The sequence below is a fragment of the Kitasatospora sp. GAS1066B genome, from assembly GCF_041262605.1.
Taxonomy (GTDB): Bacteria; Actinomycetota; Actinomycetes; order Streptomycetales; family Streptomycetaceae; genus Kitasatospora.
In genome coordinates, this window is record NZ_JBGCCO010000006.1 from 248,699 (window position 1) to 263,616 (window position 14,918).

General features: G+C 73.3%; 12 protein-coding genes. 4 read left to right on the forward strand and 8 right to left on the reverse strand.

What is annotated here, in order from left to right:
- Nucleotides 1-93 precede the first annotated feature (93 nt).
- From ABH937_RS09025 to ABH937_RS09040, 4 genes are all read left to right on the forward strand, one after another.
- The gene (locus ABH937_RS09025) at nt 94-1,788 is read left to right on the forward strand and encodes a carbamoyltransferase (protein ID WP_370217814.1); all 1,695 of its coding nucleotides are present in this window, start codon (nt 94-96) and stop codon (nt 1,786-1,788) included.
- Nucleotides 1,789-1,814: 26 nt separating this feature from the next.
- Nucleotides 1,815-2,825: a guanitoxin biosynthesis L-enduracididine beta-hydroxylase GntD gene (gntD, locus tag ABH937_RS09030; protein ID WP_370217815.1), complete on the forward strand. Its 1,011-nt coding sequence runs from the start codon at nt 1,815-1,817 to the stop codon at nt 2,823-2,825.
- A 92-nt stretch (nt 2,826-2,917) separates the two neighbouring features.
- On the forward strand, nt 2,918-3,544 hold the full coding sequence (locus ABH937_RS09035; protein ID WP_370217816.1) for an SMI1/KNR4 family protein: 627 nt from the start codon (nt 2,918-2,920) through the stop codon (nt 3,542-3,544).
- A gap of 61 nt (nt 3,545-3,605) precedes the next feature.
- Nucleotides 3,606-4,298, forward strand: coding sequence for a ribonuclease H (locus tag ABH937_RS09040; RefSeq protein WP_370217817.1), 693 nt, complete (start codon nt 3,606-3,608; stop codon nt 4,296-4,298).
- 48 nt (nt 4,299-4,346) lie between these two features.
- Here the strand turns inward: ABH937_RS09040 and ABH937_RS09045 are convergent, their stop codons facing one another.
- The 8 genes from ABH937_RS09045 to ABH937_RS09080 all read right to left on the reverse strand — a co-directional run bounded on the left by ABH937_RS09045 (nt 4,347) and on the right by ABH937_RS09080 (nt 14,870).
- A complete protein-coding gene (locus ABH937_RS09045; RefSeq protein ID WP_370217818.1) occupies nt 4,347-5,132 on the reverse strand; it encodes an SDR family NAD(P)-dependent oxidoreductase in 786 nt (261 codons plus the stop codon).
- Nucleotides 5,133-5,232: 100 nt separating this feature from the next.
- A complete protein-coding gene (locus ABH937_RS09050; RefSeq protein ID WP_280690246.1) occupies nt 5,233-5,853 on the reverse strand; it encodes a class I SAM-dependent methyltransferase in 621 nt (206 codons plus the stop codon).
- Nucleotides 5,854-5,906: 53 nt separating this feature from the next.
- On the reverse strand, nt 5,907-6,944 hold the full coding sequence (locus ABH937_RS09055; protein ID WP_280690245.1) for an HAD-IIIC family phosphatase: 1,038 nt from the start codon (nt 6,942-6,944) through the stop codon (nt 5,907-5,909).
- Nucleotides 6,934-8,124 carry an acyl-CoA dehydrogenase family protein gene (locus ABH937_RS09060; RefSeq protein ID WP_370217819.1) on the reverse strand — a complete coding sequence of 397 codons (1,191 nt, stop codon included), beginning with the start codon at nt 8,122-8,124 and terminating at the stop codon, nt 6,934-6,936. Before ABH937_RS09060 ends, ABH937_RS09055 begins: the two co-directional genes overlap by 11 nt.
- Entirely contained in the window at nt 8,121-8,444 is a 324-nt protein-coding gene (locus tag ABH937_RS09065) for a hypothetical protein (RefSeq protein ID WP_370217820.1), read from the reverse strand. The genes ABH937_RS09060 and ABH937_RS09065 overlap by 4 nt, the downstream gene beginning before the upstream one ends.
- Nucleotides 8,441-9,328 carry a 3-hydroxyacyl-CoA dehydrogenase family protein gene (locus ABH937_RS09070; RefSeq protein ID WP_370217822.1) on the reverse strand — a complete coding sequence of 296 codons (888 nt, stop codon included), beginning with the start codon at nt 9,326-9,328 and terminating at the stop codon, nt 8,441-8,443. Before ABH937_RS09070 ends, ABH937_RS09065 begins: the two co-directional genes overlap by 4 nt.
- Entirely contained in the window at nt 9,325-12,399 is a 3,075-nt protein-coding gene (locus ABH937_RS09075) for a type I polyketide synthase (protein WP_280690241.1), read from the reverse strand. Before ABH937_RS09075 ends, ABH937_RS09070 begins: the two co-directional genes overlap by 4 nt.
- The gene (locus tag ABH937_RS09080; RefSeq protein ID WP_370217824.1) at nt 12,396-14,870 is read right to left on the reverse strand and encodes a non-ribosomal peptide synthetase; all 2,475 of its coding nucleotides are present in this window, start codon (nt 14,868-14,870) and stop codon (nt 12,396-12,398) included. Before ABH937_RS09080 ends, ABH937_RS09075 begins: the two co-directional genes overlap by 4 nt.
- Nucleotides 14,871-14,918 lie beyond the last annotated feature (48 nt).

Below are 14,918 nucleotides of genomic sequence, written 5' to 3' on the forward strand. Positions count from 1 at the left end.
TACCTGACCGATCGTCATCAGGCGCGAGCCCGCCCCACCGGAGCAGAGGCCGGCGCTTGATCGACGCGGCACCGCGCCATTCGGAAGGTCGACGTGAAGATCCTCGGTATCAACTGCGTGTACCACGAGTCCTCGGCCGCTCTCGTCATCGACGGTGACGTGGTCGCCGCCGCCGAGGAGGAGCGTTTCAACCGCGTCAAGCACGGCAAACCCGCGCTGGTCTCCAACGCCGACATCCTGCCGGAGCGGGCCCTGGCCTTCTGCCTGGAGCGAGCGGGGATCGTTCCACAGGAGCTCGACCTCGTCGCGATCGCCTTCGAACCCCGGCTGCGCCGCGACACCTTCCGGCTGGACCCGCTCAGTGTCCCCGGCGACTGGGGCAGCGCCGAGGGCGAGGCGGACTTCGCCGCCGGGTTGGCGCGGATACCCGAGCGCCTGTCCGAGCTGCTCGGCGTCGACTGCGAAGCGAGCATCCGCTGGATACCGCACCACCTGGCCCACGCGGCCTCCGCGTACTACCCGTGCGGCGAGGAGGGGGCCGCCGTCCTGGTGGTGGACGGCATCGGGGAGTCGGCGACGGCACTGCTGGGCGGCGGCAACGGGGTGCTGATCGAGTCCCATGGCGAACTGAGCTATCCGCAGTCCGTCGGCTTCGTCTGGGAGAAGCTCAGCGCCTACCTCGGCTTCAGCCCCTATGACGCCTCCAAGGTGATGGGCCTCGCCTCCTACGGCAACCCGCATACCTACACGGCCGCACTCGCGGAGATCGTCGGCGACGGTCCGCAGCCGGCGGTGCGCAGCGAGGCCTTCGAGTTCCGGCTCCCGCACTTCGACGCCCTGGAGAAACGTTTCGGTCCACGACGCCTGCCCACCGAGCCGCTCCTGGAGCGGCACATCGATCTGGCCGCCGCACTGCAGAGCTGGAACAACCGGACGATCCTGGGGCTCGCCGAACGGACCTACGCCCTGCACCCCACCCGGACGCTCTGCTTCTCCGGCGGTGTGGCGCTCAACTGCACCACCAACTGGCTGCTCAAGGAGGAGGGCCCGTTCTCCCGGGTGCACATCCCCTCCGCGCCGCACGACGGCGGAACCGCGATCGGTGCGGCCCTCGCGGCCTACTACGCGACGCAGCCGGCGTTCCCCAAGCCCGCGACCACCGGCTGCGAGTACACCGGCCCGGAGTTCACCGGCGAGCAGATCCGTGCGGCCTTCGCCCAGGCAGGCATCGTGCCGCGACGCTCTCCCGACATCGCCCGCGAGGTGGCCCGGCGGATCGCCGGTGGCGAGGTGGTCGGCTGGTTCCAGGGCCGGATGGAGCTGGGCCCGCGGGCCCTGGGGAACCGGTCGCTGGTGGCCGATCCACGTGACCCCGGGATGCGGGACATGCTGAACGAGAAGGTCAAACACCGGGAGGCGTTCCGGCCGTTCGCGCCGAGCGTGCTGGCCGAGCGGGCCCGGGACTGGTTCGACCTGGGGCGGGATTCGGACAGTTACCAGTACATGCTCTTCACCTGTCCGGTCCGCCCCGGCCTGGCCGCCCGGATTCCCGCTGTGGTGCACGTGGACGGCACCTCCCGGGTGCAGACCGTGTCCAGGGAGGCCAATCCGCGCTACCACCGGCTCATCTCCGAGTTCGAGGAGCTGACCGGAGTACCGATGGTGCTCAACACGTCGTTCAACGACAGCGAGCCGATCGTCTGCACGCCTGCCGACGCGCTGGCGACCTTCCGGTCGACCCGCATCGACGCGGTGGCCATCGGCGACCACCTGGCGACCCGCGGCTGACGGCTGAAGCCGGAAAGGAGCATTCGGTGCTGCACTTCACCCTGTCCCCCGAGGAGCGGGACCAGGCCCGCGCGGCCGTGGCCGGTCTCGCAGCCGAGCTCGAGGCGCTCGCCGACAAGAGCGGGACCGAGTTCTTCCGGGCGTTGCCGGTGGCGGCGCGCCGGCTGCCGGAGCGGCTTCTCCGCTTCCTGGAGGCCTTCCGCCGCGAGGAGCCGGCGGGCGGCTTCGTCCTCAGCGGCTGGACCGTCGTCGACGACGAGTTGGGCCCCACCCCCGCGCACTGGCGCAAGCCGGCGGGAACGGCGGGCACAGCATCGGTCCATGAGCTCTACCTGGTGCTGGTGGCTTCCGTGCTGGGCGACGTCTTCGCGTGGAGCACCGTGCAGGACGGCAGCCTGGTCCAGGACCTGATGCCGGTGCGTGGCGAGGAGTTGGAGAAGAACGCCGGCAGCAGCGCCAGCGTGCTCGATCTGCACAACGAGGACGCGTTCTCGGCGCTGCGCTGCGACTATCTGGGCCTGCTCTGCCTGCGCAACGACGACCGGATCCCGACCGTCTACGCGCCGCTCGACCCGACCCGGCTCACCGTTGAGCAGCGACGGATCCTCGCGGAGCCGCGCTATGTGCTGGTGCCGGACGAGGAGCACCTGCGGCGGGCCGCCGAGCGCGGTGAGCAGCCGCCCGCGCCGCCGCGTACCGGGGTGCTGTTCGGCGGCGAGTCGGCCCCCTACCTCGCGTTCGACGAGTACTTCATCGAGACCGACCCCGAGGACGAGGAGGCCCGCGCGGCGCTGGCGGCGCTCACCGACCAGCTCCAGCGCGGCCGCAGCGAGATCGCGCTCGCGCCGGGGGAGCTGCTGATCGTGGACAACTACCGGGCGGTGCACGGCCGTCAGCCGTTCCCGGCGCGCTACGACGGGCGGGACCGCTGGCTGAAGCGGGTCAGCGTCACCCGTGATCTGCGCAGATCACGGGCGGCGCGGGCGGATGTAGGGTCGCCGGTGGTCATCACCGGGCTGGCGGGGGCGCTGGGTTGAGTCCCGGCTTCCGGCAGGCGCAGCACGAGCACCCGTTGCGTGATGACCACCTGACCCGGCCGATCGGCCCCGTAACCGCGGAATGGAACGACATGTCCAGCGCACTGGAGCAGTTGCTCACAAGGGCTCGCGGGCCCATGGGGCCTGCCGTCGAGCTCGATTTCGGCCTGGGGGACGGGCCGTTCGCCGAGCTCGGATCGGTCATCTCCGGCATGAACGGCTTCTTCCTCTTCAACGCCGGTGTCCAGGTCTTCCGTGTGGGCGAGGAGGGCCTGGGACCGGACATGGTGGCGTGGAACTCCGGCGAGGCGTGGAAGGACACGTACGAGGGCCTGGCCGACGAGATCTTCTGCTTCGGGCAGGACATCTTCGGTGTCCAGTTCGGCATCGTGGGCAACGAGGACGTGGTCCGGTTCAACCCCGAGACCGCCGAGGTGGAGCGGCTGGGCGGGAGTCTCGAGGACTGGGCGCGCTGGCTGCTCGCGGACCCGGACGTCAACGGCGCGGCGGGATTCGCCCGTGCCTACCAGAAGCGCAACGGCCCCCTGGACCCCGGCCAGCGCCTCGTGCCGCTCGAGTTCTTCGTCGGCGGCGGCGATTACAGCGATGAGAACCTCGTCGTGCACGATGCCGTGACCGCCATGCGGATCCGAGGGCCGATCGCCCGGCAGGTCCACGACCTCCCTGACGGGGCGACGCTCCGCCTCACCGTCGACTAGTGCCGCGTCAGGCACTAGGGCAGGTGCGATCGACCGCCGCCAGGCCTGGCATGATCGGTGCATGGTCGAACGAGTCATCGCAGCCTGTGACGGAGCCGCCAAGGGGAACCCGGGGCCCGCGGCCTGGGCCTATGTGATCGCGGACGGTGCTGGGGTTCCGCAGCGCTGGCAGGCCGGCGCGCTGGGGCACAACACGAACAACGTCGGCGAGCTGACGGCGCTGGAGCAGTTGCTGGGCGCGACGGATCCGGGGGCGGCGTTGGAGGTGCGGTTGGACAGCACCTACACCCGGGACGCGGTGACGACGTGGTTGGCGGGCTGGAAGCGCAACGGGTGGAAGACGGCCGCGGGCAAGCCGGTGGCCAACCGGGAGTTGATCCAGCGCATCGACGCTCTGCTGGAGGGGCGGGACGTCACCTTCGTGTATGTCCCGGCCCATCAGGTGGACGGCGATCCGCTGAACGCGATCGCCGACAAGGCCGCCAGTGATGCCGCTCGCAGCCAGCAGGACGCGGGCGGCACCGCGGCCGACCTCCCGGTGCCGGACCCGGCGTCCGCGACCGCGTCCGCCCCGCGCAGCCGCCGCCCGGCGGCCGCGGCCGGGACGGCGAGGAGCTCCTCGGGCGGTTCGCGGACCCTGGCCGCGCGGTACCCCGGGACCTGCCCCTGCAGCCGGCCCTATGCCAAGGGCGAGACGATCACCAAGGTCGGCACGAGCTGGGGGCACCCGGAGTGCGCGGTCGCCCAGGCCTGAGCGGTCGGCGCCCGCAGGGAGGCGCTCGGGCCGGAGGTGCCGGTGCCGTTACAGGTAGCCGTAGCTCAGCCAGCCGCCGTCGACGACCAGGGTCTGGCCGGTGATGTACTCGGCTTCGGCGGAGGCCAGGAAGCGGACGGGGCCGGTGATGTCGCAGGGGCGGCCGCGGCGGCCGAGGGGGATGCGGCGGACGATGGCGTCCTCGTCGAGGGTGCCGGCCTGGACGGCGGGGTGGGGGGTCTCGATCTTGATCATGCCGGGGGCGATGGCGTTCACGCGGATGCCCTGGGCGGCCCATTCGATGCCCAGGGAGCGGGTCAGTTGGAGGACCGCGCCCTTGCTGGCGGCGTAGCCGGCGCGGCCGGGGAAGGCGGTGAAGGAGAGCAGGGAGGCGAAGTTGATGATGCGACCGTCGCCGCGGCGGAGCATTCCGCTGCTGACAGCACGACACATCTCCAGCGTGCCGAGGACGTTGGTGTCGAGCAGGGCGCGCGAGGTGGCGGTGGGGAAGTCCTCGGTCGGGCCCATGGCGAAGACGCCGGCGGCGTTGACCAGGATGTCGATCGAGTCGAACGCGGTCTCCACCTGATCGACCGCGCGGTGGACCGCGGCCGGCTCGGCCACGTCGCAGCTGACGGCGAGTGCGTCGCTGCCGAGTTGGCGCAGTTCGTCGGCGACGGCGTTCACCTGCTCGGTGGTGCGGCTCAGGACCGCGACCCGGGCTCCCTCCTCGGCGAAGGCGAGCGCGACGGCCCGGCCGATACCGCGTCCGCCACCCGTCACGAGGACGGTCCGGTCCTTGAAGCGCATCAACGAGTTCACCATCGAGTTCATCACGCGGAGTCCTGATCGGGGAGTGCGGCGGGGAGCGGGGGAGTTCGGGTGCCGGGAGCGGTGGTCGTCCGCGCCCGGCCGTTCGAGGGGTGGGACGAGGTCAGCGGCGGCGCAGCAGCGCCAGCCAGTGCCACTGGTCGGGGCGCTTCTCGGTGGGCAGGTTGCGGAACCGGCGCAGTTCCTCGACCCGGAACCGCGGCAGGGCGTGCTCGAGCAGGTCGTCGGAGGTCAGCCGGATCGGGCCGGAGCCGGGGGACATCCGGTCGGAGAAGCCGACGATGACCATCAGCCCGCCCGGCGCCAGCAGCCGGGCGGCCTCGTCCAGGTAGGCCGCCCGGGCCTCCGGGCGGACGTTGTGGAAGACGAACGAGTCGTGCACGACGTCCGCGCAGCCGTCCGGCAGCGGCACGTCGAGGATGTCGCCCTCGACGAAGTCGACGTCGGCAGCGTAGAAGCCGGCCAGCTCACGGGCCTTGGCCAGGGCGGTGGTGGAGCGGTCGATGCCGGTCACCTTCAGGCCGTGCTTGGCCAGGAAGATGGCGTGCACGCCGGGTCCGCAGGCGAGGTCCACCACGCGGGAGCCGTGGGCGAGCGTGCCGTTGATGACGAGTTCCTGGAGCGCCGGGCTGACCGAGGTGGTCACCCAGGAGATCTTGGCGAGGTCGTCGTTGTCGTAGAGCTGGCTGAAGCCGTTGACCCAGCGGTCGGTGAAAGCCTGCACGGTCGTGCTCCATTCAGGAGGAGTTCAAGAGGGGAGGGAGGAGGGAGAGGGGCTCAGGCGAGTCGGCCGAGGTCGAGCTGGAGGTAGTCGGGGTAGTTGCGACCGGTGTCGGGGGCCAGGCGGAGCCTGCGGACGGGGCCGGCGCCCTCGGTCGTCTCCTGAAAGCCGGCCAGCCGGTAGACCAGGTACATCGGACGGTTCACCTCGGTGGGCAGGAAGTCCGCGGTGAGGTGCTCGCCCCGCGCGTCGGCCGACCGGGCCAGGTAGGTGAGGATCGCACCGCCGACGTTGCGGCCCATCACGCGGCAGGACATCAGGAAGAGCCGGATCCGCGACTCGCCCGGCTGCCGGCCCAGCAGCACCAGCCCGATGGTCCCGAGGTCGCCGAACCGGTCGGTCAGCCTGGCGACCAGCAGCGACTGCGAGGGGTCGGTCAGCAGGGCGGACAGCTCCTCGACCGAGAAGGTGAGTCCGGTGGTGTTGAGTTGGTGGGTGCGCTGGGTCAACTCGGCGGCTCGGAGCAGGTCTTCTGAGGTGGCCGGTGCCAACTGGAGCTTCATCTCCAGCGAGCGCAGGAACGCGACCCGCGGGCCGGCGTACGACTCCTCGTACGACTGCCTGGACTGGGCCTCGCGGTAGAGCTGACGCCGCCGACGGGCCTCGGCGCTGACCGACTCGGGGAGCGCGGGGTGCCCGGGCAACTGGTCGAGGTCCGCCGCGTCCAGTCGCCGGACCTGCGGCACGGCATCGGCCACCTCGGCCCGTTCGAAGGCCGAGTCGTCGACGAACAGCAGGCTGTCCAGGCCGATGCCGAGCCGGCGGGCGATCTCGCGGAGCATCTCGGACTTGGGTTTCCAGGAGATCTCCGGATACAGGAAGTACTCCTGGAGACCGAATTCGGCGAGCTTGGCCAGCGCGCGCCGCGGCTCGTTCTTGCTGGCGACGGAGAGCAGCACGCCACGCCGGTCGAGGTCCTCGATCAGCTCACGGACGCCGGGGCGCAGCGTCAGGGCGTCGTTCTCCAGCAGGACGCCGTTCCAGAGCGTGTCGTCGAGATCCCACACGACGCACTTGATCTGGTCACCGGGCATGGCAGGGCTCCTGGGCTCGGGTCGCGCGCCGGCGGGCCACAGCCTGGGCCGAGACCAGCTGCTGGATCAACTGGGTGTTTCCTTCGATGACTTCCATCACCCGCGCGTCGCGGACGTACCGGTCCACCGGGCTGCCTTCGAGCAGGCCGGCCGCGCCGTGGATCTGGGCGGCCGCGCCGGCCGCGGTGGAAGCGGCCCGGGATGCGGTCAACTTGGCCAGCAGCACGTGGAACTGGCTCCATTCGTCGTCCCCGTCCAGGGCGGCCGCGGCCCGCTCGCAGTGCAGCTCGGCGGTCTCGGTGGCCGCCACCGCGTCGGCCAGCAGCCCTGCCACCAGCTGGTGGTCGCGCAGTGGCACGCCGAACTGCCGGCGGTGGCCGCTGTGGTCGAGCGCGGCGTCGCAGGCGCTGCGGGCCAGGCCGAGCGAGCCGAACGCCACGCAGAGCCGGCCCAGCGTCAGCGCGCCGAGCGCGGTCCGGCTCAGCCCGGTGCCGGGGCGCCCGAGCGCCCGTTCGGGCGGCACCTGACTGTCCGTCAGGACGAGCTCGCCGAGCATGCCACCGCGGAATCCCGTGGTGCGGGGGGCGGGCCGCAGCCGGACGCCGGGAGCGTCGCGCTCGATCAGCAGCGCGAGTTCGCCGCCCGCGGCTGTGCCCGCGGCTTTGCTCCCGGTCTTGCTCCCGGTCTTGCTCCCGGTCCTGGCGAAGACCAGGAAGAGACCCGCGACGGTCCCGAAACTGATCCACTTCTTCTCCCCGTTGACCACCCAGCCGGCCGCCGAACCGTCGGCGGTGGTCCGGATGGCCCGCATGTCGCTGCCGGCCTCCTGCTCGCTCAGCGCGAAGGCGCCGAGCAGCTCACCGGTGGCGAGCCGGGGCAGGAACTCCGCCCGGGCCCGGGCCCCGGCCCAGCGGGCGATGCTCAGGCAGACCATGCCGTGCACGGTCAGCAGGCTCTGCAGCGCCGCGGACTCGGCCGCCACCGTCGCGCAGAGCCGTCCGTAGGCGGCGAAGCTCATCGGCCGGCCGCCGTACTCCTCGGGCACCATGGCGCCCAGCGCGCCGCTGCGGGCCAGTTCGCCGATCAGCCGCTGCGGCACCTCGGCCTCGCGGTCGATGGCCGCACCGGCCCCGCGCAGCGCGTCGGCAAGCCCGAGGTCCGGGGCGGCGGGAGCGCTCACCGGTCCTGCTTGCGGCGGACGAAGCCGACGATCGCGGCGATGCTGTCGAAGTTCGCGAGGTCGAGGTCCTCGTCCAGCACCGGCACCGCGAACCGGCGCTCCACGAAGGCCACCAGGGCGACGGTGGCCAGCGAGTCGAGCAGGCCCGCGGTGATCAGCTGGTCGCCCGAGCGCAGTTCGGCCTCGTCGATGTAGCGGTGCAGGAAGCGGGTCGTCTCCTGCCGGATGAGCTCGTCCTGGTCCACGGTGGCCGTGGGGTCGGTCGGGTCGGTCGGGTCGGTCGTGACGTGGTCGGCGCCGATGCTCGCATGGGTGGTCATATCGTCTGCAGCTCCGGGTAGGTGAAGAATCCATGTCCTGACTTGCGGCCGAGGTGCCCGTCCGCGACCATCCGCCGCAGCCGGGCGCAGGGCTCGAAGCGCTCGGGGCGCTGCGGGCCGTCCGAGCCCCCGGGGCCGCCGGCACCGAACTGCCGGGCGAGCACCTCCAGGGTGCGCACCACCGTGTCGACGCCGATCAGGTCGGCCGTGCGCAACGGGCCGCTGCGATGTCCCAGGCAGCCCTGGAACAGGCGGTCGACGTCCTGCGGGCCGGCCACGCCGTCGTCCAGCAGAGCGGCCGCCTCGTTGACGAAGATCATCAGACAGCGGTTGATCACGAACCCCGGTGCGTCGTCCACCACGACCGCGCTCTTGCCCATCCGGGACAGCAGATCGCGCAGCGCCTCGATCGCCCAGGGAGCGGTGTGCGGGGTCCGGACGGCCTCCACCATCGTGGTCAGGCCGACGGGGTTCATGAAGTGCGCGCCCAGCACCCGGTCCGGGTGGTCGGTGGCCAGCGCCAGGCTGGTGACCGGCACCGCCGAGGTGTTGACCGCGACCACGGTGCGGGCGGGCAGCAGCCGGTCGAGGCGGCGGTGCAGCTCGGTCTTGGCGGCCTCGTCCTCGACGATGTTCTCCACCACCAGGTCGACGGCGGCCAGGCCGCCGAGCTCGGTGGCGAGCGTCAGGGTGCCCGTTGCCGCGGGTCGGCGGCCGCTCAGCCGGGCCAGCCGCCGTTCGGTCGCCATCCGCTGCTCGGCGGCGGCCAGGGCCTGCGGGTCGTTGTCGTGCAGGACCACCTGCAGGCCGCTGTCGAGCGCGGCCTGGGCCAGGCTGGCGCCGATCACGCCGGCTCCGACGATGCCAACGGTGTGCTGGTTCAAGAGAGTTCTCCTCGACTGTCGGACTGCCGGCGTTGTTCCTGCCGCCAGTGCTCGATCCGGGCCGCCATGCCGCCCAGCGTCGACTGCTGGAAGACCACCCGGGCGGGCACGTGGGCACCCAGCAGGCGCTCCAAGCCGACGATCACGCGATAGCTCATCAGCGAGTCGCCGCCGAGCTCGAAGAAGTCGTCGGTGGGCTGCGGGTCGGGGGCGCCCAGGACCGTGGACCACAGCTCGGCCAGCATCGGGAGCACCCCGTCGCCGGGGACGGGCGTGGCGTCGGCCGGCTCGCCAGGAGCGGGCATCCCGGTCGACTGCGGCCGCTCGGGACGGTCGGTCACGGCAGCTGCGGCTGGCGCGCCGGTGAACTGACTGCCCGTCAGGTCCGTCAGCCGTTCGGCGATCCGCAGCGGCCGCAGGTCCAGTGCGGTGGGTGGCAGCCCGGCCCGGCGAGCCGGCGCGCCATCGCGCAGCCGCTGCCAGTCGATCTCCACGCCCGCCTGCCAGAGCCCGCCCAGCGCCCGGGCGAGCGCCAGGTCGTCGGCCTCCCGCTGGTACTCCCGGCGCATCGTGGCGAACACCGTCGCACCGCCGAGCGCGGCACCCGACTGGGCCGCCAGCGTGCGCAGTTGACCGGGCCCGATCTCCACCAGCAGGGGGCAGCGCTCGGCGGTGGTGGCCAGCGCCTGCCCGAACAGGACGGGCGAGGTGAGCTGGCGGCTCCAGTAGCCGGGGTCGGTGAGCTCCTCGTCGGCCCACCGGCCGGTCAGGTTGGCGACCATCGGCACGGTCGGGCGGGACAGCTGGTAGCCGCCGAGGAGTTCGGCCAGTTCGTCGCCGGCCGCCCGCAGCAGCGGGGTGTGGAAGGCATGGTTGACCGGCAGCAGCCGGCCCGGCGAGTCGAGGCGGGTGAGCTGTTCCTGCACCGCGAGCAAGCCGGCCCGGGTGCCGCCGAGCACGCAGCCGCGCGGCGAGTTCGCCGCCGCCAGCCACACCTCGGGGCCGGTGAACTCGGCCGCCTGATCGGCCGGCAGGCCCACCGCGAGCATCGCCGACGCGGGCTGCCGGGCGACCAGTTGGGCGCGCTGCACGACCAGGCGCAGGGCGTCCTCGGTCCGGAAGACGCCCGCCAGGGTCGCTGCGGCGAGCTCGCCCAAGCTGTGCCCGGTGACCGCGGCCGGCCGCACGCCGAGCTCCGCCAGTGCCTGGGCGAGGGCCAGCTGCAGGCTGAAGAGCAGGGCGTGCGAGCCGACCGGGTCGAACAGCGCCGAGCCGTCCTGGGTGCTGCGCCCGGCGAGCCGGCGCAGGTCGAAGGCCGCCTCGGGGGCCGCGAGCCGCGGGCCCGGGCCGTCCGGGTAGAGGTCGGCCAGCAGGTCGCGCCCGACCAACTCGCCGCACTGGCGCAGGTATCCGGTCAGCGCGGTGGCGAACCCGGGCAGCCGGCCGTGCAGCCCGGCCGCCATGGCGGGGTACTGGTCGCCCACGCCGGGGAAGACGAAGGCGAGGTCGGTCCGGCCGGGCACGGTGCTCACCGGCTCCCGGTCGGCAGTCAACTGCGCGGCCAGCGCGGCCGGTTCGGTGCCGACCGCGAAGCTGCGGTGCGCCCGGTGCCGGCGGCCGGACTGCGACACGTCGGCCATGGTGGCCGGCTCGGCGCCGCCGGCCAGCAGCGCGTCGCGCCAGGCTGCCGCGGTGCCCGCCAGCCCGGGCGCCGAACCGGCGGAGATCAGCACGACCGAGGCGCGGCCCGCACCGGCGTCCTGCTCGGAGGCCGGACGGGCGGGCGGCGCGGGGGGCTGCTCGACGATCAGGTGGGCATTGGTGCCGCCCAGCCCGAACGAGCTGACCGCGGCTCGGCGCGGACCGTCCGAGGTCCAGGTCTGCACGGCACGGGGCAGGCGGAGCGCTCCGGGGTCGCGGGAGACGTAGTCGGCGGGCAGGCCCAGGTTGAGGATCGGCGGTACGGCGCCGTCGCGCACGCTCAGCACGGCGCGGATGAACCCGGCCAGGCCGGCCGCCTCGCGCAGGTGCCCGACCGCCGACTTGACCGAGCCGACCCAGGGGCCGGGCTGGCTCCCCGACCCCTTGCCGTAGACGACGGACAGCGCGCTCCACTCGACGGCGTCGCCGACCGCGGTGCCCGAGCCGTGCGCCTCGATCGAGCCCACCGTCGTCGGCTCGACCTCGGCGAGCAGCAGGGCGTCCCGGATCACCCGTTCCTGGGCGGTGGCGCTGACCGCGCCGTAGCCGGACTTCGCCCCGTCGTTGTTGACCGCCGACCCGCGGACCACGGCGAGCACGCGGTCGCCGTCGGCCTCGGCGTCCACCAGCCGCTTCAGCACCACGGCCGCAACGCCGTCGCCGGCGACCGCCCCGCTGGCCCGGGACGAGAAGGGACGGCAGATCCCGTCCGCCGAGCCGATGGAGCCCGGCAGGTACACGTAGCCGTACTGCTCGGGCACCCGGATCGCCGCGGCGGCGGCGACGGCCACGTCGGACTCGTAGTCGGCCAGGCTCTGGCAAGCCTGATGGATCGCCACCAGTCCGGTGGAGCAGGCGGATTGCACCGCCATGCCGGGCCCGGTCAGGCCCAGGCGGTAGGAGAGCCTGGTGGCGGCGTGGTCCTTGGCATGGCCGATCTCCAGGGCCAGCTCGTCCGGCTCCTCGCCACGGGCCGCCAACACCGCGCGGACGAGGGCCTCGTGGCGGTTGTTGCCGACGCCGGCGAAGACGCCGACCCGGGCGTCGTCGGAGCCGGGCACCACGCAGCCGTCCTCCAGCGCCTCGGAGACGGTCCGCAGCAGCAACCGGTGCTGCGGGTCGGTGATCCGGGCGTCGGCGATCGACATGCCGAAGAAACCGGGGTCGAAGTCGAAGACCCCCTCGATCCGGCCGGACGCGCCGATCCAGCGGGGATCCGCCAGCTGCCGGTCGGGGACCAGCCCGTGCAGCTCCTCGGCCGGCGCCCGGGTGATGCAGTCGCGCCCGGCCAGCAGGTTGGCCCAGTACTGGTCCACGGTGGGGGAGTTCGGGAACCGCCCGGCCAGGCCGATCACGGCGATGGCGGTCATCGGGCCGCCTCCTGGTCCCGGGCGGCACCGCGCAGCGCGGCACGCCGGTCGCGTTCGGCGGCCGACCTGGCCGGGTCGGGGCGCCGGCTGCCGGCGTCGATCACCATGCCGATGCCTGCGGTGGTGCCGGCCGCCGCGGGGTCGGTGCCGTCGATCAGCGCGGCCTGGCCCCGGATGGTGGGCCGGCGCAGCAACTCGGCGAGGTCGACCGCGACACCGGTCTCGTCGCGGATCGCGGCACGCAGCACCAGCAGCCGCAGCGAGTCGCCGCCCAGGGCGGTGTACTCGTCATCGATGCCGACCTCGTCGGCGTCCAGGACCCGCTGCCACAGCTCGGTGAGCAGCCGTTCGGTCCGGGTGCCCGGGGCGACCAAGGCGGTGGCGCGGCGCGGGCGCGGGCGGCGGGCCGGGCGCAGCGCCTGCCGGTCCACCTTGCCGCTGAGCAGCTGCGGCAGTCGTGGCAGCTGGGCGAAGTGACGGGGGATCATGAAGTCCGGCAGCCGCTCGGCCAGCGCACGGCGCAGCTCGTGGTCGGTCACGGCCGGGTCGAGGGCGACCACGAAGGCGACCAGCACGGCGCCCTGCTGCGGGTCGGGATAGCCGACCACGGCGGCGTCCCGGACCGCCGGGTGCTCCCGCAGCAGGTGTTCGACCTCCTGCGGTTCGACCCGGTGGCCGCGCACCTTGACCTGCTGGTCGGCGCGGCCGCGGTACTCCAGCTGCCCGTCCGGGCGGTGCACGGCGAGGTCACCGGTGTGGAAGAGGACCGGCGCCTGCGGGTCCCCGAACGGGTTGGGCCGGAACCGCTCCGCCGTCCGATCGGGGTCGCCGGCGTAGCCGGTGGCGAGCCCGGGGCCGCCGACCAGGATCTCGCCGACGATGCCCGGCGGGACCCGCTGGCCCTGCCGGTCACAGAGGTAGACCCGCATGTCCAGCGGTCGGCCGATGACGGTGTGGCTGCCGGACGGCCCGTCCAGCGGCCCGCGCCGGTGGGTGACGTAGTCCGCCTCGGTCAGCGTGTAGGTGTTGTGCAGTTCGAGCCCGTGGGCGCGGACCTGCGCCTCCAGGTCGGGCGGCAGCGCCTCGCCGCCGACGAAGACGTGCCGCAGCCGCTCCAGCTCGCCGAAGGCGGGGTGCGCGACGAGCAGTCGCAGCATCGAGGGCACGAAGCTCACCACTGAGATGGACTCCCGGCCGATCAGCCCGACCAGGTACTCGTCGTCGCGTTCGCCGCCGGGCTCGGCCACGATCGCCGTGCCGCCGGTCGCCAGCGGCCAGAGGAACTCGCGGAAGCTGATCGGCGACTTGAGCAGGTGCCGGTCGGCGGCGGTGAGCTGGTACATGCCCTGTTCGAGGAAGATCCGCGAGGTGTGCATCCGGTGCGGCCGGACCACGCCCTTCGGCACGCCGGTGGAGCCGGAGGTGAAGAGCAGGTAGGCCGGGGTCTGCGGGCCGGCCCCGGTGTGCGGGGCGGGGCCGGGGCCGGACTCCTGCGGGTCGGGGACGGCCGGGAACTCCAGTACCGGCAGGCCGAGTTCGAGCGGTGCGCCGCCCGGGCCGTGCAGCAGGGCGGCCGGGCCGCCGCTGTCGACGAACTGCGCCAGCCGGGCCACCGGCAGCGCCGGGTCCAGGTAGAGGATCGCGCCACCCGCCTTCAACACGGCCAGCAGCGCGGTGAACAGGCCCAGGCTGCGCTCTCCGGAGACGGCCACCGGCTGCCCGGTGGTCACGCCGGCCGCCAGCAGGCGGTGCGCCAGACGATTGGCCGCCTGGTCGAGCTGACGGTACGTCAACTCGTCGTCGCGGAAGCGCAGGGCGACCGACTCCGGAGTGCGGGCGGCCTGCTGGGCGAACAGCTCGTGCAGTGTGGTGGCCGGGTACTCGGGCAGTACGGCGGGGTCGGCGCCGTTCAGCGCCGCCTCCTCGGGGGTGAGCAGGTCCAGCTCGGCCAGCAGTCGCCGGGGCTCGGCGGCCACCTGCGCGGCGATCCGCTCCAGGTGACGGGCGATCAGCTCGACGGTGCCGGCGGGGTAGGCGTCAGGGTTCCAGTGGATCCGCACGCTTGCGTCGGGCGCCGTCAGCAGGCCGAGGTCGCCACGGGGCGGCTCCGCCGTGGCGGGGCCGACCACCAGCAGCGGGGCGTCGGAACTCGGCGGGGCTGGGGCGGCCGGGGCGGGAGCGGCCAGCAGCTCCAGCAGCGCGGTCCAGGAGAGCCGCCCTTCGGTGGCCGCCAGCGCCTGGCGCGCCGCCTCGAGAGAACCGGAGCCGCCGAGGGCCTCGGCTCCGTCGGTCGAGCCGATCCGGTAGGGCGCGCCATACCGCTCGGCGAGGATCAGCAGCAGCGCGGCCGCCAGCTGGCAGGGCGGCACGTCACGGTGGGCATCGCGCAGCCGCGCGTACGGCTCCGGCGCCCACGCCCGGCTTTCGACGGGAACGCGGACCGCCGCTCCACGAGTGGGCAGTTCGAGCATGGGACCCTTCCTTGGTGTGCCGTGGTTCGGGGGTTCAGCCGTGCCGGC